Raw genomic sequence first — 23373 nt, forward strand, 5'->3', positions numbered from 1 at the left:
GCATGAACCCTGTCAGAATCATCATCGTGCTGGTCGCCGCCGTTTCGGCGATCGGCCTGGCCGTGCTGATGCAGAAAGCCCTGGGCGGCAAACCCGCCAAGTCGGAAGCGGTGGCTTCGGCGCCTGCGCCCACCCTTGACGCCAAGCCGATGACCCTCGTTCTGGTCGCCAAGCGCGACCTGGCGATCGGCACGCGCCTGACCAAGGACGACGTGGAGTGGAAGGCCTGGCCGGCCGACGCCGTCAGCCCCGTCTATCTCACCAACGGCGCGGCCCCGGTCGAACCGGCCAATGGCGCGGCCAAGGCGGTCAAGACCGTCGGCGAGGCCGCCGGCGTGCTGGGCGGCGGACCGCCCGAAGCCAGCGTCGAGGGCGCGATCGTTCGCGACCCGCTGCTGGCCGGCGAGCCCATCGTGGCCCGCAAGATCGTTCGCGGCGGCGAGGGCGGCTACCTCTCCGTCGTGCTGTCGCCCGGCGCCCGCGCCATGGCCGTTCCCGTCACCTCCGAGACCGCGGCCGGCGGCTTCATCCTGCCCGGCGACCGCGTCGACGTGCTGATGAGCCGCGACGCGCCCAACGCCGACACCAACGGCGGCGGCAAGCAGGTGGTCGCCGAGACCGTGCTGCAGAACATCCGCGTCCTCGCCCTCGACCAGGCCACCGCCGCCGAGAAGGACGCCAAGACCATCGTCGCCGCGACGGCCACCCTCGAGGTGCGACCGGCCGAGGCCGAGGCCCTGACCCGCGCCAAGGCGTCGGGCCCCGTCACCCTGGCGCTGCGCGCTTATACCGACCTGGGCGGCCCCTCCGGCGTCGCCGCCCCCACCCAGGACTCCACGGTCATCCGCATCAATCGCGGCGGACAGACCTCCAGCATCGCGGTGCGCCAATGATCCGCCGATCCGCCCTCGTCTCCCTCGCCGTCCTGGCGGCCCTGGCCCCGGCGGCCGCGGCTCATGCCGACGGCTATGCCGGCAACCGGGTCTACCGTCCGGCCCGCGCCGCGCCGCGCGCGCCGGCCCCGGTCGTCACCTATGCGCCGCAACCGGTCGCCGACCAGGTGCTGCGCGTCGACCTGACAGCCGGCCCCGACGCTCGGGTCCTGAACCTGCCGCGCGGCAAGTCGGCGATCATCGAGCTGCCGGTCGACGTGCGCGACATGCTGGTCACCAACCCGCAGGTGGCCGACGCGGTGCTGCGCAATCCGCGCCGCATCTACGTGCTGGGCGTGGGCAAGGGCTCGACCGACGCGGTGTTCTTCGACGCCGCCGGCCGCCGCCTGCTGTCGCTGGCCATCCGGGTCGACGAGGATTCCGGCCTGCTGCAGGACACCCTGCGCAAGGTGCTGCCCGACGCCCGCATCGAGGTGCAGCCGGTGCGCGACAGCGTGATCCTGACCGGTACGGTGGCCAACGCCTCTGACTCCAGCAAGGCCGTGCTGGTCGCCCAGCAGTTCGTCTCCAAGCCCGAGCAGGTGGTCAACATGCTCAGCATCGCCGGCAAGGACCAGGTGATGCTCAAGGTGCGGGTCGTCGAGGTCCAGCGCAACATCATCAAGCAGCTGGGCGTGTCGACCAGCAACCTGCTCAACGACGGCTTCAAGACCTATGGCCTGGGCCGCGAGAACACCTTCGCGGTCAACGGCGGCATGGTCGGCGGCGCCGACCTCTGCTACGGCCGCAACAACGTCCGCACGACGAACTACACCAACAACGCCTCGCTGACGAACAACGGCAGCGTGACGAGCGGCTCGACCGGGTCGACGACCGCCACCACCTCGACCAGCGTCAGCGTCACCGATCCGGTGACCGGCGCGGTCACCACCACGACCACCTCGTCGGGCAACAGCGGAACCTCGGGCAGCAGCAACTCGCTGACCGGCCTGGTCTCCAGCGCCGCCAGCACCGCCTACAGCATGGCCACCGGCAACAACCTCAACGCCTGTCTGCAGGCGTTCGAGCGGGTGGGCTTGATCCGCACCCTGGCCGAGCCGAACCTGACGGTCGTCTCCGGCGAGGCCGGCAAGTTCCTGGCCGGCGGCGAGTTCCCGGTGCCCACGGGCAGCGACGAGAACGGCCGCGTGACCATCGAATTCAAGCCCTACGGCGTGGGCCTGGGCTACACCCCGGTGGTGATGTCGGGCGGCCGCATCTCGCTGAAGCTGTCGACCGAGGTCTCGGAGCTGTCGAGCCTGGGGGCCTTCACCGTCTCCACCGGCACCAGCTCGACCCTGGTGGTGCCTGGCCTGTCGGTGCGCCGCGCCGAGACCACCGTGGAGCTGCCTTCGGGCGGCGCCCTGATGATCGCGGGCCTGCTGCACCAGCAGACCAAGGAGAACATCGACTCCCTGCCGGGCATGACCTCGCTGCCGATCCTGGGCTCGCTGTTCCGCTCGCGCGATTACCTGAATGGCGAGACCGAGCTGGTGGTGATCATCACCCCCTACATCGTCGACCCCACCCGGCCGCAGGATCAGCAGACGCCGGCCGACGGCCTGCAGATCGCCGGCGACATGAGCACCGTGCTGCTGGGCCGCCTGAACAAGGTGGTCAAGGCCCCCGCGGGCGCCAACGTCGAGCGGACCTACCAAGGTCCGGTCGGCTACGTGATCGAATAAGGACGCGGACCATGACGCGAGCCAAAACCTTCCGCGCCATCCTCGCCGGCGCCGGCCTTGCGGCCCTGGCCGCCTGCGCGTCGACCGAACGCGCGCCGCCGCCGGCCGCGGTGGCGATCACCCCGACCGAGCAATGGACCGACAAGGTCAAGGTCAGCGCCGCGCCCGACGAGGTGCTGCTGGCCGTGCACCCCGAGGGCCTGTCGCCGACCCAGGTGCGGGCGCTGGACTCGTTGCTGGCCCGGTTCACCGAGGCCGAGGCCAAGGAGCTGGTCGTGCTGGCGCCGGTGGGCGGACCCGAGGCCCCGGCCGCCGGCCGCATGGCCGCCGCCGCCCGCGCCTACCTCATCGACGCCGGCGCGCCGCGCTTCGCCGTCCGCATCGACTCCTACCCGTCCGACGGCGACAAGGCGCCGCCGCTGCGCGTGGGCTACCTGCGCCATGAGGTCGAGGTCCCGCGCTGCGGCTCCTGGGACAACCTGACAGCCACGCAGAGCAACCAGGCCTACGCCAACTTCGGCTGCGCCGTGACCGCCAACATCGCCTCGCAGGTGGCCAATCCCGCCGACCTTCAGGGCCCGCGCCGCGAGGACGCGGCCGACGCCATGCGCCGCGGCGTGGTCATGGGCAAGTATCGCGCCGGCGAGCCGACCGCGTCGCAGAAGGACACCCAGTCCGACGGCGCCGTTTCTCGGGTGGTGAAATGACGACCTTCCGGACCACCGATCCCGATCCCTTCGACCTGGGTTTCGAGGCCGACGACGAGTTCGCGCCGGTCGGCGGCGATCCGTGGCGCACGGCGCCCGCCCCGGCGGCGGCGGCCAGCGACCCGTTCGCCGACTTCCCGCCCGCCCGGCCTCGGCCGGAGAGCCGGCCCGAGCCCGCCCCGGGCCTCGCCAGCCTGGCGTCCAACCCGTTCGCCGACCTGGCCCCGCCGGTCCAGGAGGCGCCGCGCCCGGCGCCCGTGGCCGCGCCCGAGCCGGCCGCGATGGACTGGGGCGTCTCGGCGCATGACGAGATCCTGCCCGGCGTCGAGGCCGGCGTCGAGGCCGGCGTCGGCGAGGCCAGCGTGCCGCGCATCGCCATCCACGCCTTCGGCGTCCGCGCCGAGACCCTGGCGGTGATCGAGGCCGCGGCCGCCGATCGCCGGATGAACCGCGCCTCGGTCGTCACGCGTTCGGGCGGCCTGGAGGCGGCGGTCGACTTCTACCAGAACCAGCCGACCCCCTCGCTGGTGCTGGTCGAGACCATGGACTCGGCCCAGCGCATGCTGGCGCTGCTGGATGGCCTGGCCCAAGTCTGCGACCCCGGCACCAAGGTCGTGGTCATCGGCCAGACCAACGACATCGCCCTCTATCGCGAGCTGATGCGTCGCGGGGTCAGCGAGTACCTGACCCAGCCCAAGAGCCCGCTGCAGGTGATCCGCGCGGTCACCGCGCTCTATTCAGACCCGTCGGCGCCGTTCGTCGGCCGCCAGGTGGCCTTCGTCGGGGCCAAGGGGGGCGTTGGTTCCTCGACCCTGGCCCACAACTTCGCCTGGTCGATGGCCGAGCGGATGGAGGCGGCCACGGTCATCGTCGACCTGGACCTGCCGTTCGGCACCGCCGGCCTCGACTTCAACCAGGATCCGCTGCAAGGCGTGCTCGACGCGCTCAGCCAGCCCGAGCGCCTGGACCCGGTGCTGATGGACCGGATGATGGTCCGCTGCGGCGACCGCCTGTCGCTGCTGGCCGCCCCGGCCACGCTGGAGCAGGACTACGACATCGGCGCCGACGCCTACGAGGAAGTGACGCAGAAGATGCGCGGCGCCGCCCCGTTCGTGGTGCTGGACCTGCCGCACAGCTGGGCGCCCTGGACCCGCAAGGTGCTGGTCGGCAGCGACGACCTGGTCATCGTCGCCACGCCGGACCTGGCCAGCCTGCGCAACGCCAAGAACATCGTCGACCTGGTGCGCCAGGCGCGTCCCAACGACATCCCGCCGCGGCTGGTGCTGAACCAGGTCGGCGTGCCGGGGCGTCCGGAGATCCCGGTCAAGGACTTCGGCGAGGCGCTGGGCGTGACGCCGTCGCTGGTGCTGCCGTTCGATCCCAAGCTGTTCGGCCAGGCCGCCAATAACGGCCAGATGGTCGCCGAGGTGGCCCCCAAGTCGAAGGCGGCCGAGGGCGTCGATCACCTGGCGCGGCTGATCAGCCGTCGCGAGGCGCCGGCGGCCGCCAAGTCGGCCTCGATCCTGTCGGGTCTGTTCAAGAAGAAGTAGGGGCGAATGTTCGGCAAGCGCGATCAGGCCACCGTCACCGAGCGCCAGGCGCCGCCTCCCGCCCCCACCGGCGGGACGGCCATCGCCACGCGCCCGCAGCGCGTCGATCCCGCCGCGGCGCCGGCCGCCGCGCCCGCCAAGCCGTCCGCCGCGCCCAAGGCCACCCAGGGTCTGGAGCAGTTGCGCGCCGCCCAGGGGCAGCAGCAGACCACCACGATCGTCCGTGAGCAGAGCGACTACTACCACGCCACCAAGACGACGATCTTCAACGCCCTGCTCAACACCATCGACCTGTCGCAACTGGCCCAGCTGGACCAGAAGGCGGCGGCCGAGGAGATCCGCGACATCGTCGCCGAGCTGGTGGCGATCAAGAACGTCTCTATGTCGGTGTCCGAGCAGGAGCACCTGGTCCAGGACATCATCAACGACGTCCTCGGCTACGGCCCGCTGGAGCCGCTGCTGGCCCGCGACGACATCGCCGACATCATGGTCAACGGCGCCCACCGGGTGTTCATCGAAGTCGCCGGCAAGGTGCAGCTGACCAACGTCCGCTTCCGCGACAACCTGCAGCTGATGAACATCTGCCAGCGGATCGTCAGCCAGGTCGGCCGCCGGGTCGACGAAAGCTCGCCGATCTGCGACGCCCGCCTTCCCGACGGCAGCCGCGTCAACGTCATCGCGCCCCCCTTGGCGCTGGATGGTCCCACCCTGACCATCCGGAAGTTCAAGAAGGACAAGCTGACGATGAAGAACCTGGTGGAGTTTCTCTCCATCAGCCCCGAGGGCGCGCGCGTCCTCGGCGTCATCGGCGCCTGCCGCTGCAACGTCATCATCTCGGGCGGCACCGGCTCGGGCAAGACCACCTTGCTCAACACCATGACCGCCTTCATCGACCCCACCGAGCGGGTCGTGACCTGCGAGGACGCGGCCGAACTGCAGCTGCAGCAGCCGCACGTGGTGCGTCTGGAAACCCGTCCGCCCAACCTGGAAGGCCAGGGCGCGGTGACGATGCGCGATCTGGTCAAGAACTGCCTGCGGATGCGTCCCGAGCGGATCATCGTCGGCGAAGTCCGCGGCCCCGAGGCGTTCGACCTGCTGCAGGCCATGAACACCGGCCACGACGGCTCGATGGGCACGCTGCACGCCAACAGCCCGCGCGAGGCCATCAGCCGCGTCGAGAGCATGATCACCATGGGCGGCTACGGCCTGCCCTCGAAGACCATCAAGGAGATGATCGTCGGCTCGGTCGACGTGATCATCCAGGCCGCCCGCCTGCGCGACGGCAGCCGTCGCATCACCCACGTCACCGAGGTCGTCGGCCTGGAAGGCGACGTCATCGTCACCCAGGACCTGTTCGTCTACGAGATCACCGGCGAGGACGAGAACGGCAAGGTGCTGGGCAAGCACCGCTCGACCGGCATCGCCCGGCCGCGCTTCTGGGACCGCGCCCGCTACTACGGCCTCGAGCGCGAGCTGGCCGAAGCGCTGGACGCGGCGGAGTAGGGCGCGGCGATGTTCATCCTGATCGCGGTCCTCGGCTTCATCACCATCGCCGGGCTCGGCTTCGTGCTGACCGGCGGGGGCGAAAGCGCGGGCGCCAAGGCGGCCAAGCGCGCCCAGGTGATCGTCGGCGGCGGCGAGCGCCAGGCCGCGGCGCGGGCCAAGGTCGCGGCCAACACCCCCGACGCCCGCCGCAAGCAGATCCTCAAGACGCTCAAGGAGCAGGACCGCAAGCAGAAGAAGGCGACGCTGACGATCGCCGCCCGCCTGCGGGCCGCAGGTCTCGGCGAAAACGCCAAGATGTTCTGGATCATCAGCGGCGGGCTGGGGCTGTTCGTCACCCTGTTTCTGCTGATGCTGCGCCAGATGCCCCTGGTCGCCCTGGGCGCCGGCTTCGCCGCGGGCTTTGGCCTGCCGCGCTGGGTGATCGGCTTCATGGGCAAGCAGCGCACCAAGAAGTTCATCGACGCCTTCGCCGACGCCATCGACATCATCGTGCGCGGCATCAAGTCGGGCCTGCCGGTGCACGACTGCCTGAAGATCATCGGCAAGGAGAGCCCCGAGCCCCTGGCCGGCGAGTTCCGCACCCTGACCGAGAACATCGCCATGGGCATGCCCCTGGATACGGCGCTGGAGCGGCTCTACGAGCGCATGCCCACCGCCGAGGTGCGGTTCTTCGCGATCGTGCTCAACATCCAGCAGAAGACCGGCGGCAACCTGGCCGAGGCCCTGGGCAACCTCTCGACCGTGCTGCGCTCGCGCAAGCTGATGGCCGAGAAGATCAAGGCGCTGTCGGCCGAAGCCGTGGCCTCGGCCTTCATCATCGGCTGCCTGCCGCCCGGCGTGATGATCCTGATCACGGTCATCGCCCCCGAATACATGAGCACCCTGTTCACCGACCTGCGCGGCCGCCTGATGCTGCTGGCCGCGGCGATCTGGATGAGCATGGGCATCTTCATCATGCGCCGCATGATCAACTTCAAGTTCTAGGGAGGCGCGCGCATGGTCCAGATGCTGACCGATCCCTCCAACCTGCTGACCGCCTTCGTGGCGGTGGTGGTGTTCGCCACCATCATCACCCTGGCCGCGCCGGTGATGAACAGCAACGGCCTGGAAAGCCGCCTGAAGTCGGTGGCCAACCGTCGCGAGGAGCTGCGCCGCCGCTCGCGCGCGGCCATGGCCCAGAAGGGCGCCTCCGGCTCCAGCCTGCGCCACACCGACGAGGGCCTCTACAAGACCATCGTCGACCGCCTGCAGCTGTCGAAGCTGCTGGAGGACCCGAAGGTCGTCGACAAGCTGGCCCAGGCCGGCTTCCGCGGTCCCAAGCCGGTGTCGACCTTCTACTTCTTCCGCTTCGTGATGCCGTTCGTCTTCGCCCTGTTCGCGGCGGTCTACCTGTTCGGCATGAACGGGCTGGGCCTGCAGACGATCCAGAAGGTGGCGATCTGCGTCGGCGCGCTGACCGTCGGCTACTACGCGCCCAACCTCTACATCCAGAACGCCGCCCAGAAGCGGCGCGAGTCGATCGTCGCGGCCTTTCCCGACGCGCTGGACCTGCTGCTGATCTGCGTCGAGAGCGGCATGTCGATCGAGGCGGCCATCCAGAAGGTCAGCAACGAGGTCGGCGCCAGCTCGATGGAGCTGGCCGAGGAGCTTTCCCTGCTCACCGCCGAACTGTCCTACCTGCCCGACCGGCGCCTGGCCTATGAGGGCCTGGCCCGGCGCACCAACCATCCGGGCATCAAGTCGGTGGCCACGGCCATGATCCAGGCCGAGCGCTACGGCACGCCCCTGGGCGCGGCCCTGCGGGTGATGGCCAAGGAAAACCGCGAACTGCGCCTGTCGGCCGCCGAGAAGAAGGCGGCCAGCCTGCCGCCGAAGCTGACCGTGCCGATGATCGTGTTCTTCCTGCCGGTGCTGTTCATCGTCATCCTCGGCCCGGCGATCCTGAAGATCTCCGACACCATGGCCAAGAAGCCGGTCGGCTGAGCCTCCCCGAAAAGGCGACCCTCGCCGGCGCAGGTTCCGGCGAGGGTCAGTCAGGGGAAGGGGATCAGCCCGCCAGGCGCGGCTCGGGCTCGGCTTTCACGCCGGCCAGGAAGGCGGCGTGGCCGGGTAGGGACGCCGCCGTGCGCTCGGCGATGCGCGCCAGGTCATCCAGCCAGCCGTCGACCTGGGCGTCGGCGACCACTGCGGTCATCGGGTGGGGCGCGGCCGGGCTCAGGCCCTGGCCCAGCAGCACCTGCACCCAGCTGCTTTCCTTGAAGAGGTCCTCGTCGCGGCTGAACACCCGGCCGGAGCTGGCGAACAGCGCCATGCGTTCGGCCAGGCTTTCGGGGACCTCCATCGCCTTGCGGCTGGCCCAGAACGGCGTGTCCTCGCGCTGCGTGGCCTTGTAGTGCAGGACGAGAAAGTCACGGATGCAGGCGTACTCCTGCTCGGTCTGGCGGTTGAATTCGGCGGCCAGCAGCGGGTCGAAGCCCTGATCGGGAAACAGCGCCAAGAGGCGCGCCAGGCCCGATTGCACCAGGTGGATGCTGGTCGACTCCAGCGGCTCCATGAAGCCGGAGGCCAGGCCCAGGGCCACGACGTTGCGGTTCCAGCTTTTCTTGCGGCGGCCGGTGACGAAGGTCAGCAGGCGCGGCTCGGCTAAGGCCTCGCCCTCCAGGTTGTCCATCAGCGTGCGGGCCGCGGCGTCCTTGTCGGTCCAGGCGCTGGAGAACACGTGGCCGTTGCCGGTGCGGTGCTGCAGGGGGATGCGCCACTGCCAGCCGGCGTCGCGGGCGCAGGCGCGGGTGTAGGGAACCGGCGGGGCGGGATCGCGGCTGGGAACGGCCCAGGCGCTGTCCATCGGCAGCCACTTGCGCCAGTCCTCGTAGCCGGACTTCAGCGCCTCCTCGATCAGGAGGCCGCGAAAGCCCGAGCAGTCGATGAAGAGCTCGCCTTCGACCCGCCGCTCGCCCTCCAGGGTCACGGCGCGCAGGAAGCCGGTCTCGCCGTCCTGGTCGACGCCGACGATGCGGCCCTCGACGCGGCGGACGCCCCGCGCCTCGGCATGGGCGCGCAGGTGGCGGGCGTAGAGGGCGGCGTCGAAATGAAAGGCCCAGGTCAGGGGCTCGGCGCCGGCCGCGCTGGCGGCGCGTCCGAAGCGTTCGGCGCGGGCGGCCAGGGCGTTGGCCGACCAGGCCCAGAAGTCGTCGCTGGCGGTTCCGCGCCGGCGGGCGTCCAGCCAGTAGTGGTGGAAGGGCGTGACGCCCAGCGGCCGGCCGACGGGGCCGAAGGCGTGCATGTAGCGATGGCCGGGCGCCAGCCAGTCGACGAACTCGATGCCCAGCTTGATCGTGCCTTCGGTGGCGCGAAGGAAGGCGTCCTCGTCGAGGCCGATGAAGGCGTTGAAGTTGCGCAGCTGCGGGATCGAGGCCTCGCCGACCCCCACCGTGCCGATGGCCTCGGACTCCACCAGGCTGATGGCGACCGTGGGCCCCAGGGCGCGCGACAGCATCGCCGCGCTCATCCAGCCGGCCGTGCCGCCGCCGACGATGACGATCCTGCCGATGCGGTTTTCCGCCATGGCCTTGCGTCCTTGTCTCCCTACTAAAAGCAAAAAGCCCCGCCGGCGGACCGGCGGGGCTCTTCGAAGACGTGTTCGGGGCCTTAGAACTTGTAGGCGACGCCGAACATGTAGGTGGTGCCGTACTTCTGGTAGTCGATGGTCCGGCGCTTATCGCCGTTCTCGTAGGTCTTGAACGGCTCGTCGGTGATGTTGTTGGCTTGCAGCATCAGCGACAGGCCCTCGAGGCGGCCTTCGCGGAACTCGTAGCCGATCTGGGCGTCGAGCACCGATTCAGCGTCCACCGTACGGTAGATGCGCGAGGCCGACAGGCCGGCCACCTCGCCCAGGAACTTGCCGCGGTAGCGGTTGCTGATCCGGGCGTTGAAGCCGTTGTTCTCGTAGTAGAACGTGGTGTTGACCACCTTCTTCGACAGGCCGGGCATGTCGATCGGGTCCATGTTGTCTTCCAGCTTCACTTCGCTGTCGGTCAGCGAGGCGCTGAACTGCAGGCCGAAGTGGCGCAGGGGCTCCCACAGCAGGTCGCCCTGCAGCGAGGTCGAGAACTCGACGCCGCGGATGAAGCCGCCCTTGCCGTTGTCGGGACCGGTGACCAGGCCGACGGTGGTGCCGAGCGCGGCCTGCTGGGCCGGGGTCAGCAGGTAGGTGAAGGCCGCGAAGTCCTTGTAGCTCGACGAGTTCGAGTTCACGTAGTTCGACAGCTTCTTGTAGTAGGCGGCCACCGAGACATAGGCCGAGCGGCCGAAGTACTTCTCCAGCGACAGGTCGACGCCGTCGGCGATGTACGGACGCAGGCGCGGGTTGCCGCCATTGGCGCTGAAGTACGACTGGTTGGGGTTGGTCGAGGTCAGGTAGGCCGGGTTCTGGTTGAACGACTGGCTGGCGCGCAGTTCGTCCATCCGGGCGCGGGCCAGGGTGCGGGCCAGGCCGACGCGCAGCAGGGTCTCGTTGCTGAGGTCGAAGGTCAGGTTTAGGCTGGGCAGCACGTAGGTGAACTTGTCGCCGTCGTCGGTCGACATCGGGTTGGCGACGTTGTTGGGATCCACGGCCACGCCGGTCGAGAACTGGTCGGTGTAGACCACCTGGACGCCGGCGTTGCCGGTCACCGGGACGCCGCCCACCGTGCTGTCGATGCCGAACTTGGCGTAGGCCAGGTGAACCTCTTCGCGCACCGACCAGTTGCGGGTCTGCACGGCGGGGTTCTGGTCGGCGATCAGCGTGTAGACGCCGTTCTTCAGCAGATACATCGGATCATAGGCCAGCATGCCCTTGATGCCGATCATGTCGAGGCTGACCGTGCCCAGGATCGCCGCGGTCGGGATGGCGCGGCTGGTCGGGGCGCCGTCGGCGATGCGGCCGCCGAAGGTCAGGAAGCTTTCGTGCACTTCCTTGGACTTCTCACGCAGGCTGCCGTTGTAGGCGAACTCGACGCTGTTGATCGGGCCCCAGGACAGGTCGCGCTTGGCGGCCAGCTTGATGGCCTTCAGCTCGTCCTCGATTTCCGGGGTGTTGTAGAAGCCGGCCTGGGTCAGGGCCCCGCCGGCGGCGCCCGCGCCCCACCCTTGCGGGTCGGTCAGCACGATCTGGGCGGCGTTGGTGTAGTCCAGCGTCGAGCTGAACATGGTGCCCGCGCCCGGCGTGGTGCGGAAGCTCAAGGTGTCGGTCGCGCCGCTGCCGCTGGGGCCGGTGCCCGAATAGGACTCGAAGATCACGTCCTTGCGCTCGGCGTGCGACCACGAGAGGTCGGCGACCGCCGTCCAGCCGTTGTCGAACGTGTAGGCGGTGTTCCAGCCCAGCGAGGCCAGCTTGGCGTTGCGGGTGTTGAGGTCGTTGCGCATCACGCCCTTGACCCCGGTGTAGGTCCCGGCGGTCACGAAGCCGTCGGTGACGGTGTAGCCGGGCTGCAGCGTGGCCGAGCTCCAGTAGAGCGGCAGCTCGATGCCGCGCAGGATCTGCTTTTCCTTGAAGTCGGAATAGTAGGCGTCGAGCGCGGTGTGGAACTTGTCGTTCGGCTTGTACTCGAGCACGCCGATGACGCCGGTGCGCTTGAGGTTGTTGGACTGGTTGTAGGGCTTGGCGCCGCCGATCACCAGGTCGTTGGCCGTTCCCGTGGTCGGGTAGCCCCAGGCGTTGAAGCGGCGGCTCTGGGTGGGCGAGGAGATGTGCGAGGCCGAGATCGCCACGCCCACCGTGTCGTCGGCGAACTGGTCGACGAAGGTGGCGCTGAAGCGGCCGCCCTTGTCCTTGGCGTCGGGGTTCAGCTTCTTCTCGCCGTTCATCTCGTAGCGGGCGTTGGCCGAGATGACCGTCTTGCCGTAGTCGAGCGGGCGGATGGTGCGCAGGTCGACCGTGGCGGCCAGGCCCTGGCCGACGACGCCGGCGTCCGGGGTCTTGTAGACCACCACGCCGCTGAGGATTTCCGACGGATACTGGTCGAACTCGACGCCGCGGTTGTCGCTGGTCGAGACCTGCTCGCGGCCGTTCAGCAGCACGGTGTTGAAGTCGGGACCCAGGCCCCGGACCGAGATCGACTGCGCGCGGCCGTCCAGGCGCTGGGCGGTCAGGCCCGGCAGGCGGGCCAGCGACTCGGCGATCGAGGTGTCGGGCAGCTTGCCGATGTCTTCGGCCGAGACCGTCTCGACGATCGAGCTGGAGGCCTTCTTCAGGGCGATCGAGTTCTCGATCGAGGCCCGGATGCCGGTGACGGTGATTTCCTCGACGGCGTTGTCTTCGGTGGTCTGGCCGGCGGCCGGGGCCTGGGCGTAGGCCGCTCCGGCGGCCAGCAGCAGCGCCAGGCCGGTGGCGGCCCCGCTCATCAGCGCCGCGCGGCGCGGCTTGAATCGGATGTCCATGTGTTCCCTCCCGCAAGTTGGTCCGCGCGGTTCTCCCGCGCCGTGTTGCGCAAATTACTGCAAACGCATCGAGACTTTTGCAACTGAAAAATGGACGGATTGTCATGTTCCGCGACGTCAGGGTGCGAGATATCCATGTTTCAAAGGGTTTTTGCGGCTATTTCGCCACAGTGCGACAGGGCGTGGCGGGCTGATCGCGAGGCGAATGGATTGACAGTCTGCAAACGGCTTTGCAAATCTATGCAAAATTGACCTGGGCGACGCATCGTTCAGGATCGCGACGCTAGGGATGGAGGGGCAGGGGATGGACACCCGCAATCGGTGGGGGCGGCTGGCGGCCGCGCTCGGCTGCGCCGGCATGACCCTGGCCTCCGCCCCGGCCCTCGCCGCGCCGGCTTCCGAAGCCTTCCGCGACCGGCCTGCGCAGGACGAGGTGATCTATTTCGTGCTGGCCGACCGCTTCGCCAACGGCGATCCGGGCAATGATCGCGGCGGCCTGAAAGGCGACCGCCTGGCCACCGGCTACGACCCTGCCGACAAGGGCTTCTTCCACGGCGGCGACTTCAAGGGCCTGGCCGGCAAGCTCGACTATGTGCAGGGCTTGGGCGCGACCGCGATCTGGCTGGCGCCGATCTTCGTCAACAAGCCGGTGCAGGGTCCCAAGGGCCAGGAAAGCGCCGCCTATCACGGCTACTGGATCACCGACTTCACCGACGTCGACCCGCACCTGGGAACCAAGGCGGACTTCAAGGCCCTGGTCGACGCCGCCCATGCGCGGGGGATGAAGGTCTATCTCGACATCGTCATCAACCACACCGCCGACGTCATCAAGCTGAAGGAATGCGAGGGCCGTCGCTGCGAGTACCGCAGCAAGGCCGACTATCCGGTCAGCCGTCGCGGCGGCGTCTCGGGGGCGGCGATCAACGCCGGTTTCGCGGGCGACGCCGACGGTTCGGTGGAAAACTTCGCCAGGCTGACGCGGCCGGACTTCGCCTACACCCCGTACGTTCCGGCGGCCGAGGCCCGGGTCAAGAAGCCCGACTGGCTGAACGACCCGATCTATTATCATAACCGCGGCGAGAGCGATTTCGTCGGCGAGAGCTCGCTCTACGGCGACTTCGCCGGGCTGGACGATCTCTACACCGAGCACCCGCGCGTGGTGGCCGGCTTCATCGACGTCTATGGCCAGTGGATCGACGAGTTCGGGATCGACGGCTTCCGCGTCGACACCGCCCGCCACGTCAATCCGCAGTTCTGGCAGGCCTTCGTGCCGGCCATGCGCGAGCGCGCGGCCAGGCGCGGCATCCCCAACTTCCACATCTTCGCCGAGGTCGCCGATCCCGATCCGGTGGCCCTGGCCCGCTCGACCGTGGTCGACGGCTTTCCGGCCCCGCTGGACTTCGCCTTCCAGAAGGCCGCCGCCGAGGTCGTCTCCGGCAAGGCCGGCACCGACGCGCTGGCCAAGGTCTATGCCGCCGACGCGCTCTATCGCGGCGGCGAGGCGGCCGGCCCGCAGATCCCCACCTTCCTGGGCAACCACGACATGGGCCGCTTCGGCCGCCGGCTGCTGAAGGACAATCCCGACGCCTCCGACGCCGAGCTCGTCCAGCGCGCGACGCTGGCCCACGCCATGCTGATGTTCCTGCGCGGCGCCCCCACGCTGTATTACGGCGACGAGCAGGGCTTCACCGGCGACGGCGACGACAAGGACGCCCGCGAGGACATGTTCGCCAGCCAGGTGGCCGTCTACAACGACAACCGGCTGATCGGCGGCAAGGGCGGCTCGGCCGACCGCTATGACCCTTCCGCCCCGCTCTATCGCGCCCTTTCCGGCATGGCCAAGGCCCGCGCCGCCGAGCCCGCCCTGCGGTCCGGCCGCCAGGCGGTCCGCGCCGCCGGCGACAAGCCCGGCCTGCTGGCCGTCTCCCGCCTCTTCCAGGGCCGCGAAGCCCTGGTCCTGTTCAACACCGGCGCGGCGCCGGTGGACGCCCACGTCGAGGTCGAGACGACCTCGGCCGCCTGGCGCTCGGTGGTCGGGGCCTGCGCCCCGGCCGCCGCCGCGCCCGGCAGCTATCGCGTGACGCTCGCGCCGCTCGACTACAAGATCTGCGTCTCGGAGGGCGCGCACCAGTGACGACCGAAAGCTTGACCAAGCCCGCCGCGCATCCCGTTTCCGCAGCCGGCGCCGAGTGGTGGCGCGGCGCGGTGATCTATCAGGTCTATCCGCGCAGCTACGCCGACTCCAACGACGACGGCGTGGGCGACCTGCCGGGGATCACCGCGCGCCTTGAGCACATCGCTTCGCTGGGCGTGCAGGCGATCTGGCTGTCGCCGTTCTTCGCCTCGCCGATGAAGGACTTCGGCTACGACGTTTCGGACTATCGCGACGTCGACCCGATCTTCGGAACCCTGGCCGACTTCGACGCCCTGATCGACAAGGCCCATCGTCTGGACGTGAAGATCATCATCGATCTGGTGTTCTCGCACACCAGCGACGAGCACGCTTGGTTCGCCCAGAGCCGGGAAAGCCGGGATAATCCGTATGCGGACTGGTACGTCTGGGCCGACGCCAAGCCCGACGGCTCGCCGCCCAGCAACTGGCAGTCGGTGTTCGGCGGCCCGGCCTGGACCTGGGACGCCCGGCGCGGCCAGTACTACATGCACAACTTCCTGGCCTCGCAGCCGCAGCTGAACCTGCACAATCCCAAGGTCCAAGAAGCGCTGCTCGACGTCACCCGCTTCTGGCTGGAGCGCGGGGTCGACGGCTTCCGCTTCGACGCCATCAACTTCTCGATGCACGACCCGTCGCTGAAGGACAATCCGCCCCTGCCGCCGGGCGGCAAGCGCACCCGGCCGTTCGATTTCCAGGACAAGGTCCACAACCAGGGCCACCCGGACATCCCGAAGTTCCTGTCCCGCCTGCGGGCCCTGACCGACCAGTACGAGGGCCGGTTCTCGGTGGCCGAGATCGGCGGTGACAGGGCCGACGAGGAGATGAAGCGGTTCACGGCCGGCGAGGATCACCTCAACAGCGCCTACAGCTTCCTCTACCTCTATGCCGACGAGCTGCGCGAGGAGCTGGTGCGCGGCGGCGCGGCCGACTGGCCGGGCGCGCCGGGCGAGGGCTGGCCCTCCTGGACCTTCTCCAACCACGACGCGCCGCGGGCGGTGTCGCGCTGGGCCCGGGGCCGCGACCGCAAGGCCTTCGCCGAGATGGGCCTGCTTCTGCTGATGACGCTGCGCGGCAACGTCTTCGTCTACCAGGGCGAGGAGCTGGGCCTGCCCCAGGCCCACGTGCCGTTCGAGCGGCTCGTGGATCCCGAAGCCATCGCCAACTGGCCCCAGACCCTGGGCCGCGACGGCGCCCGCACGCCGATGCCGTGGACGGCCGCGGCGGCCAACGCCGGCTTCTCGACGGTGGAGCCGTGGCTGCCGGTCGATCCGGCCCACCTGCCGCTGTCGGTCGATGCGCAGGAGGCCGACGCGGCCTCGACCCTGCACGTCGCCCGCCGCCTGATCGGCCTGCGCGCGCAATGGCCGGCGCTGAAGACCGGCGGCATGCACCTTGTCGACACCAACACCCCGCTGCTGGTTTTCGAGCGCGGCGAGGGCGAGGCGGCGATGCTGTGCGTCTTCAACCTCGGCTTCGAGGCCGTGGCCTGGGACCTGCCGCAGGGCTGGACCGTGGTCGACAGCGTCAATCTCGGCGCGCCGGGCGCCGTGCCGCCGCTGGGCGGCCTGCTGGCGAAGCGGGGGTGATCTCTCACCCTGCCACCTATCCGCCCGTCATTCCCGCCCTTGTGGCGGGAATCCCTTTGTCAGCCGCAGGTGTGAGTGGGGCGGATCGCAAGCGATCCGCTTGCACCGCCTTTGCGAGCGGAGCCAGGGTTTCCCGCCACAAGGGCGGGAATGACGGGTTGAGAGGTGGGGGAAGGGCGAAGGGCTCTTCACCCCCCGCAGCTCTCGCGGATGATCAGATCCGTCGGCACCCGCTCGCTGCGGCTGGCGCCCTGGCCGCTCGCGTCCAGCAGTTTCGACACCATCAGCCGGCCAGCCTTGGCGGTGTCCTGCGAGATGGTCGACAGGGCCGGGCGCGAGTAGCGTGCGAAGGGCACGTCGTCGTAGCCGATCACCGAGACGTCGCCGGGCACCGACAGGCCCGCATGCTGCAGCGCGCGGATGGCGCCCAGCGCGATCAGGTCGGAGGCGGCGACGACGCCGTCGAACTTCACGCCGCGCTGAATGAGAGAGTCGATGCTGGCCTCGGCCGACTCGACCTCGAAGTGGGCCGGCACGATCAGGTCGGGATCCACGCCCAGGCCGAACTGTTCGACCGCGTCGAGATAGCCGCGGTGGCGCTGCATGGCTTCGGGCGCCTCGGTGTCGCCCAGGAAGACGATGCGCTTTCTCCCGAGACGGGCAAGGTGCAGCGTCGCGCGCTTGGCGCCCAGCGGGTTGTCGGAACCTACCGAGCAATAGGCCTGGTCGGGCAGTTGCGCGCCCCAGACCACGAAGCGGGCTTCCGTCTCGGCCAGGCGGTTGAAGGCGGTGTGCAGCCAGGACTGGCCCAGGAAGATCACCCCGTCGGCGCGGCTGGTGGTCATGGCCGCCGACAGGTCCTCGAAGCTGCCCGGGGCCACGTGACTGACCAGGATGTCGCAGCCGCGCTCGCGGGCGGCCTCGCCGACGCCGGCGAACAGTTCGAGGAAGAACGGATCCGACAGGCGCCCCTCGCGGTGCTGCGGACGCGGCACGACGATGGCGATCGTGCCCTCGGCGCCGATCGGGCCGGCGGGCATGTAGCGGCGGAACGGATAGTCCATCTCGCGCGCCAGCTTCCAGATCAGCTGCTTGGTGCGCTGGTTGACAGCGGGGCTGTCGTTCAGCGCCCGCGAGGCGGTGGAGATCGAGACGCCGGCCATCCTGGCCAGGTCTTCCAGACGCGTCGCCCCCTTGCTCACCGTATCCCGCCCCTGTCGTCCCTAGCGCCAAGGATTGCTGATGCAAAACTTGCCGCAAACTTTTTCACTGACCTGTTTAACGCATCGCCCGCCGTGCTTGGCAAGTGCGGCGAGGCGAGGTTTTCCGGAGTAGAAGCATGATCCTGCGCCTTCTCGCCGCGGCCGCCCTGGCCCTGGCGGCCTCGCCCGCGCTGGCGGCGGTCACGGCCGTCGCGACCTCGCCCGACAAGGTGCTGAGCGTGACGGTGACCACCGACAACGACGGCCAGCCGACCTATGCGGTCAGCCGTCTGGGCCGGCCGGTGATCGCCCCGTCCAAGCTGGGCTTCATCCTGGTCGACGCCCCCAAGCTGCAGCGCAATTTCGAGGTGACCGACCAGCAGACCCGCAGCGTCGACGAGACCTGGGACCTGCCCTGGGGCGAGCGCAAGAGCGTGCGCAACCGCTTCAACGAGCTGCGCGTGACCTTGGTCGAGAAGACCCCGCTGCACCGCAGGCTCGACGTGGTGTTCCGGCTCTATGACGACGGCCTGGGCTTCCGCTACGAGTTCCCCGAGCAGGCCAATCTGAAGACCGCCCGCATCGGCGAGGAGCTGACCGAGTTCTCCCTGGTCGACGAGGCCACGGCCTGGTGGATCCCGGCCTATGAGTGGAACCGCGAGGAATATCTCTACAACACCACGCCGGTCGAAGAGGTCAGCGTCGCCCAGACGCCGATGACCCTGCGCACCAAGGACGGCCTGCACGTGTCGCTCCACGAGGCCTCGCTGGTGGACTACGCCGGCATGAACCTGGCCCGCGCCCAGGATCGTCGCTTCAAGGCCAGCCTGACGCCGGGGATCGGCGAGGCCAAGGTCGAGCGCACGCTGCCGTTCCCCACGCCCTGGCGCACCCTGCAGATCGCCGACAGCGCCGGCGGCCTCGTGACCTCCAGCCTGATCCTCAATCTCAACGATCCCAACAAGCTGGGCGACGTCTCGTGGATCAAGCCGATGAAGTATGTCGGCGTCTGGTGGGAGATGCACCTCGACCACAAGACCTGGGGCTCGGGCCCCAAGCACGGCGCGACCAACGACAACGTCATGCGCCACATCGACTTCGCCGCCAAGCACGGCCTGGGCGGGGTGTTGGTCGAGGGCTGGAACAGGGGCTGGGACGGCGCCTGGTTCGCCGACGGCTCGGAGTTCAGCTTCACTGAATCCTATCCGGACTTCGATCTTGCGAAGCTCACCGACTACGCCCGCAAGAAGGGCGTGGTGCTGATCGGCCACCACGAGACCGCCGGCAACACTGTCGTCTACGAGCGCCAGATGGATGCGGCCTTCGACCTCTACAAGTCGGTCGGCGTGCCGGCGGTGAAGACCGGCTATGTCGCCGACGCCGGCGGCGCCCAGGTGCTGGGGGCGGACGGCAAGACCCACTTTGCCTGGCACGAAAGCCAGGCCATGGCCGAGCATCACCTGCGGGTGCTGGAGGCGGCCGCCAAGCGGCAGATCGCCATCAACGCCCACGAGCCGATCAAGGACACCGGCCTGCGCCGCACCTATCCCAACTGGATCAGCCGTGAGGGCGCGCGGGGTATGGAGTTCAGCGCCTGGGGCCAGCCGGGCAATCCGCCCGAGCACGAGGCCAACCTGGTCTTCACCCGCCTGCTCGCCGGGCCGATGGACTACACGCCGGGTATCTTCGGCATGAAGACCAAGGCCCCCGACGGCGTGGCCACCACCTGGGCCAAGCAGCTGGCGCTGTATGTCGTGATCTACAGCCCGATCCAGATGGCCGCCGACCTGCTCGAGAACTACGAGGCCAATCCTGCGCCCTTCAAGTTCATCGAGGACGTGCCGGTCGACTGGGCCGACACCAAGGTGATCAATGGCGAAATCGGCGACTTCGTCACCATCGCCCGCAAGGACCGCAAGAGCGACGACTGGTACCTGGGCGCGATCAGCGACGAGCAGGGCCGGGTGCTCTCCGCGCCGCTGTCGTTCCTGGATCCGGGCCGCAAGTACCGCGCCGAGATCTATCGCGACGGCGACAAGGCCGACTGGAAGACCGCCCCGCAGGACATCGTCATCGAGTCCCGCGAGGTGACGGCGGCCGATACGCTGACCTTGAAACTGGCCCCCGGCGGCGGCCAGGCGATCCGCTTCGTGGCGCTGAAGCGGTAGAGCTCTTCAATTGTCATCCCGGCCGTAGCGAAGCGGAGCGCCGGGGATCTCCCGCGGATGATCCGTCCAGCGTGGGAGATCCCGGCTCTGCGGGCCGCGCGCGGCCCTCCGGCCGGGATGACAAGATAAGGGGAGGGCGCCCTACCCGAACACCAGCGACCGGTGCGCGCCCACCCCCGCCAGCACGCCGTCGGCCGAGGCCAGGGTGGCGTTGTGGTTGGCCCGCGCTGCGTCGCCGGCGGCGAACACGCCCGGCACGCTGGTCGCCTTCCAGTCGTCGACGCTGATCAGCGGCCCCAGCGGGCCGTCCTCCAGCGCGCAGCCGAGTTGCTCGGCCAGCGGGCTGGCCATGCGCACGGTGGGCGAGGCGAAGATCGCCTCGATGGCGACGATGCGGCCGTCGGCCAGGCGAGCGCCGCAAAGCTTCGGCTCGTCGCCCAGCAGTTCGACCACCGGAACCTCCTCGATCGCCACGCCGCGCGCGGCCAGTTTCTCGCGGGTCTCAGCGTCGATCGCCAGGCCTTGGCTGAACAGGGTGGTGGGGCCCCAGTCGGGGATCATCTGGGCCTTGTGCAGGTCCATCGCGCCGCTGGCCAGCACGCCCAGCCGTCGGTCGCGCGCCTCGTAGCCGTGGCAGTAGGGGCAGTGCAGCACGCTGGCGCCCCAGCGGGGCTTCAGGCCCGGAATGTCGGGCAACTGGTCGGCGACGCCGGTGGCCAGCACCAGGCGTTTGCTCCGCAGGGTGCGGCCGTCGCCCAGGGCCATGGCGAAGCCTTCGCCCTCTTGGCTTGCGTCGCGGGCCTCGCCCTCGACGAACGACACGGTGGGATAGGCCGCCAGCTGCCGGCGGGCCTCGCGCAGGATGTCGAACGGCGCCTTGCCGTCCTGGCCGAGGAAGCCGTGCGAGGCGTCGGCGAAGCGGTTGCGCGGCAGGCCCGCGTCGACCACCAGCACGTCGCGGCGGGCGCGGGCCAGCTGCATGGCGGCGGACAGGCCGGCGAAGCTGCCGCCGACGACGATGACGTCATGATTCATGATGAGGGTCCTTGCAGCCCGCCGCCGCCAGTACGACGCGGCGCGGGCCGATCTGGGCGGCCAGGTCCGCCAGGGTGATCTTGGAAAGGCGCTCGTCCAGCAGGCGGCGGGCCTGGGCCACCGCGTCGTCGAGGGCGGCGTTGACCGCCTGCTCGACCAGGCAGCCGGGGCTTTCCTCGGCCTTGCCCAGCGCCAGCAGCGGCTCGTCCAGCGCCGCCTGGATGTCGGCCAGGGTGACGGCGTCGAGCGGTTTCAGCAGGGTCCAGCCGCCGCCGTGGCCCTTGGTCGAGCCGACGATGCCGGCGTCGCGAAGCCCTGCGAAGGTGCGGCGGATGACCACCGGATTGGTCGCGGCCCACGAGGCCAGGACTTCCGAGGTCAGGGCCTTGTCGGCCTGCTCGGCCATGTGCAGCAGCACGTGCAGGGCGACGGAGAGGCGGCTGTTCCGTTTCATGTAATTATATATGTTACGTGATGGGGCGAGGCGCAAGGGGCGCTCACCTCATCCCGTCATTCCCGCCCTTGTGGCGGGAAGCCCTCTGTCAGCCGCAAGGGCGGGTGGGCGGATCGCTGGCGATCCGCTGGCGTCTCACGTTTCAGCGGAACCAGGGTTTCCCGCCACAAGGGCGGGAATGACGGGAGGGTGATGCAAATTTATGAGAATTGTTGCCAGATAAGGGTGGTCGTCATCTCGGGGAGACCGCGCGGGTGCCAAGTGGCGGGCTCGTTTGGGCGTCATTTCGGCCCACAAGAGCAGACAAAACCCCACTTCCTCATTGCATCACTCCCCGCCCCATGCGCAAATGCGCGTCGAAAAGCGCATTGCAAATATTTGCGCAAACGGCCGGGGAAACCGGCGGCGTCAAGGCGGGGAAGCGATGACCAAGGCCAGGCTGAGCCTCTTCCAGATCTGGAACATGTGCTTCGGGTTCTTCGGGATCCAGATCGGCTTTGGCCTGCAGAACGCCAACACCAGCCGCATCTTCCAGACCCTCGGCGTCGAGATCGACCACCTGGCCATCCTGTGGATCGCCGCCCCGGCCACGGGCCTCCTGGTGCAGCCGATCATCGGCCACCTGTCCGACAAGACCTGGGGCCGGCTGGGCCGCCGGCGGCCCTACTTCTTCTGGGGCGCGATCCTGACCACGGCCGCCCTGATCCTGATGCCCAACTCGCCCACGCTGTGGATCGCGGCCTCGGCGCTGTGGATCATGGACGCCTCGATCAACATCACCATGGAGCCGTTCCGGGCCTTCGTCGGCGACAACCTGCCCGACGAGCAGCGCGCGACCGGCTACGCGATGCAGAGCTTCTTCATCGGCATCGGCGCCGTGCTGGCCTCGTGCCTGCCTTGGATCCTGACCAACTGGCTGGACGTGGCCAACACCGCCCCGGCCGGCCAGATCCCGCCGTCGGTGCGCATCGCCTTCTATGTCGGCGGGGCGGCGCTGCTGGCCTCGGTGCTGTGGACCGTCTTCTCCACCCGCGAGTACTCGCCCGAGCAGATGGCGGCCTTCGAGGCCGCGCAAGCCGCCGCCAAGGGCGAGGCCGTCTCGGCCGAGGCGGGTCCGGGGCGCGCGGTTTCCGCCTACCTGACCGGCGGCGCGATCTGGACGGTCGCCGGCCTGGCGGTCGCGGCGGGCGTCTATGCCGCCAAGCTGGAGAAGGAGCTCTACGTACTGGCCGCCCTGATCGGCGGCTTTGGCCTGGCGCAACTGGCCGCCGGCCAGCTGAAGCGGGCGGGGCGTACGGCAAACGGCTTTTCCGAGGTGGTCGAGGACCTCTTCGCCATGCCCGCCACGATGAAGCAGCTGGCGGTGGTGCAGTTCTTCTCGTGGTTTGGCCTGTTCGCCATGTGGATCTACACCACCCCCGCCGTGGCGGCCTTCCACTACGGCGCGTCGGACGCCACCTCGGCCGCCTACAACGCCGGGGCCGACTGGGTGGGGGTGCTGTTCGGCGTCTACAACGGCGTGGCGGCCCTGGCGGCCCTGCTGATCCCGGTGATCGCGCGCCTTTTCAGCCGCCGCGTCGCCCACGCCCTGTGCCTGGTGCTGGGCGGGCTTGGCCTGCTCTCATTCCTGGCGGTCCGCGATCCGAAGCTGCTGGTGATCGGCATGGTCGGCGTCGGCTTCGCCTGGAGCTCGATCCTGTCGTCGCCCTATTCGATCCTGTCGGGCTCGGTGCCGGGGCGGAAGATGGGCGTCTACATGGGCATCTTCAATTTCTTCATCGTCATCCCGCAGCTGCTGGCCGCCACGGTGCTGGGCCTGCTGCTCAAGACCTTCTTCGGCGGCCAGGCGATCTATGCGCTCGTGCTGGGCGCGGCCTCGTTCCTGATCGCCGCGGTTTCCGTCTTCGCCGTCAACGACCCGGGCGAGCCCAAGCGGCTGGCCAAGTCTGCTTCGTGAG

General features: G+C 69.2%; 16 protein-coding genes and 1 pseudogene. 12 read left to right on the forward strand and 5 right to left on the reverse strand.

All coding sequences use genetic code 11. From position 1 onward, the window contains the following. Nucleotides 1-2 precede the first annotated feature (2 nt). Genes cpaB through G5B46_RS20025 form a run of 7 tightly spaced genes read left to right on the forward strand, consistent with a single transcriptional unit; the run spans nt 3 to nt 8363 of the window. Complete coding sequence (cpaB, locus tag G5B46_RS19995) at nt 3-893, forward strand: Flp pilus assembly protein CpaB (RefSeq protein WP_165261786.1); 891 nt, start codon at nt 3-5, stop codon at nt 891-893. After that, nucleotides 890-2617: a type II and III secretion system protein family protein gene (locus tag G5B46_RS20000; protein WP_165261788.1), complete on the forward strand. Its 1728-nt coding sequence runs from the start codon at nt 890-892 to the stop codon at nt 2615-2617. Before cpaB ends, G5B46_RS20000 begins: the two co-directional genes overlap by 4 nt. 11 nt (nt 2618-2628) lie before the next feature. Beyond that, nucleotides 2629-3324 carry a CpaD family pilus assembly lipoprotein gene (locus G5B46_RS20005; protein WP_165261790.1) on the forward strand — a complete coding sequence of 232 codons (696 nt, stop codon included), beginning with the start codon at nt 2629-2631 and terminating at the stop codon, nt 3322-3324. Further along, nucleotides 3321-4874, forward strand: a complete 1554-nt coding sequence (locus G5B46_RS20010) for a CpaE family protein (protein WP_165261792.1) — start codon at nt 3321-3323, stop codon at nt 4872-4874. The genes G5B46_RS20005 and G5B46_RS20010 overlap by 4 nt, the downstream gene beginning before the upstream one ends. 6 nt (nt 4875-4880) lie before the next feature. After that, entirely contained in the window at nt 4881-6377 is a 1497-nt protein-coding gene (locus G5B46_RS20015; RefSeq protein ID WP_165261794.1) for a CpaF family protein, read from the forward strand. 9 nt (nt 6378-6386) lie between these two features. Continuing rightward, the gene (locus G5B46_RS20020) at nt 6387-7364 is read left to right on the forward strand and encodes a type II secretion system F family protein (protein ID WP_165261796.1); all 978 of its coding nucleotides are present in this window, start codon (nt 6387-6389) and stop codon (nt 7362-7364) included. Between the two features lie 12 nt (nt 7365-7376). Next, nucleotides 7377-8363, forward strand: coding sequence for a type II secretion system F family protein (locus G5B46_RS20025; protein WP_165261798.1), 987 nt, complete (start codon nt 7377-7379; stop codon nt 8361-8363). A 64-nt stretch (nt 8364-8427) separates the two neighbouring features. On the opposite strand, the gene G5B46_RS20030 is transcribed toward G5B46_RS20025, so the two are convergent. Further along, the gene (locus tag G5B46_RS20030) at nt 8428-9945 is read right to left on the reverse strand and encodes a tryptophan halogenase family protein (RefSeq protein WP_165261800.1); all 1518 of its coding nucleotides are present in this window, start codon (nt 9943-9945) and stop codon (nt 8428-8430) included. Nucleotides 9946-10028: 83 nt separating this feature from the next. Continuing rightward, on the reverse strand, nt 10029-12797 hold the full coding sequence (locus G5B46_RS20035) for a TonB-dependent receptor (RefSeq protein ID WP_165261802.1): 2769 nt from the start codon (nt 12795-12797) through the stop codon (nt 10029-10031). 304 nt (nt 12798-13101) lie between these two features. On the opposite strand from G5B46_RS20035, the gene G5B46_RS20040 reads away from it, so the two are divergent. Continuing rightward, a complete protein-coding gene (locus G5B46_RS20040; protein ID WP_165261804.1) occupies nt 13102-14931 on the forward strand; it encodes an alpha-amylase family glycosyl hydrolase in 1830 nt (609 codons plus the stop codon). Next, the gene (locus G5B46_RS20045; RefSeq protein WP_165261806.1) at nt 14928-16556 is read left to right on the forward strand and encodes an alpha-amylase family glycosyl hydrolase; all 1629 of its coding nucleotides are present in this window, start codon (nt 14928-14930) and stop codon (nt 16554-16556) included. The genes G5B46_RS20040 and G5B46_RS20045 overlap by 4 nt, the downstream gene beginning before the upstream one ends. Before the next feature lie 188 nt (nt 16557-16744). Here the strand turns inward: G5B46_RS20045 and G5B46_RS20050 are convergent, their stop codons facing one another. Continuing rightward, nucleotides 16745-17758 carry a LacI family DNA-binding transcriptional regulator gene (locus tag G5B46_RS20050; protein ID WP_101718651.1) on the reverse strand — a complete coding sequence of 338 codons (1014 nt, stop codon included), beginning with the start codon at nt 17756-17758 and terminating at the stop codon, nt 16745-16747. A gap of 137 nt (nt 17759-17895) precedes the next feature. On the opposite strand from G5B46_RS20050, the gene G5B46_RS20055 reads away from it, so the two are divergent. Continuing rightward, nucleotides 17896-19926 (forward strand): glycoside hydrolase family 97 protein, encoded by a 2031-nt coding sequence (locus tag G5B46_RS20055; protein WP_165261808.1) that lies wholly within the window; start codon nt 17896-17898, stop codon nt 19924-19926. Between the two features lie 141 nt (nt 19927-20067). Here the strand turns inward: G5B46_RS20055 and G5B46_RS20060 are convergent, their stop codons facing one another. Beyond that, entirely contained in the window at nt 20068-20961 is an 894-nt protein-coding gene (locus G5B46_RS20060) for an NAD(P)/FAD-dependent oxidoreductase (RefSeq protein WP_165261810.1), read from the reverse strand. Then, entirely contained in the window at nt 20951-21415 is a 465-nt protein-coding gene (locus tag G5B46_RS20065; protein ID WP_165261812.1) for an Rrf2 family transcriptional regulator, read from the reverse strand. Before G5B46_RS20065 ends, G5B46_RS20060 begins: the two co-directional genes overlap by 11 nt. Nucleotides 21416-21435: 20 nt before the next feature. On the opposite strand from G5B46_RS20065, the pseudogene G5B46_RS24540 reads away from it, so the two are divergent. Then, a pseudogene (locus G5B46_RS24540) lies at nt 21436-21605 on the forward strand (hypothetical protein); the annotation flags it as partial. A 234-nt stretch (nt 21606-21839) separates the two neighbouring features. Further along, nucleotides 21840-23372, forward strand: coding sequence for an MFS transporter (locus G5B46_RS20070; protein ID WP_165261814.1), 1533 nt, complete (start codon nt 21840-21842; stop codon nt 23370-23372). The last annotated feature ends 1 nt before the right edge of the window (nt 23373 follow it).

The sequence above is a fragment of the Caulobacter sp. 602-2 genome, assembly GCF_011043625.1.
Classification (GTDB): Bacteria; Pseudomonadota; Alphaproteobacteria; order Caulobacterales; family Caulobacteraceae; genus Caulobacter.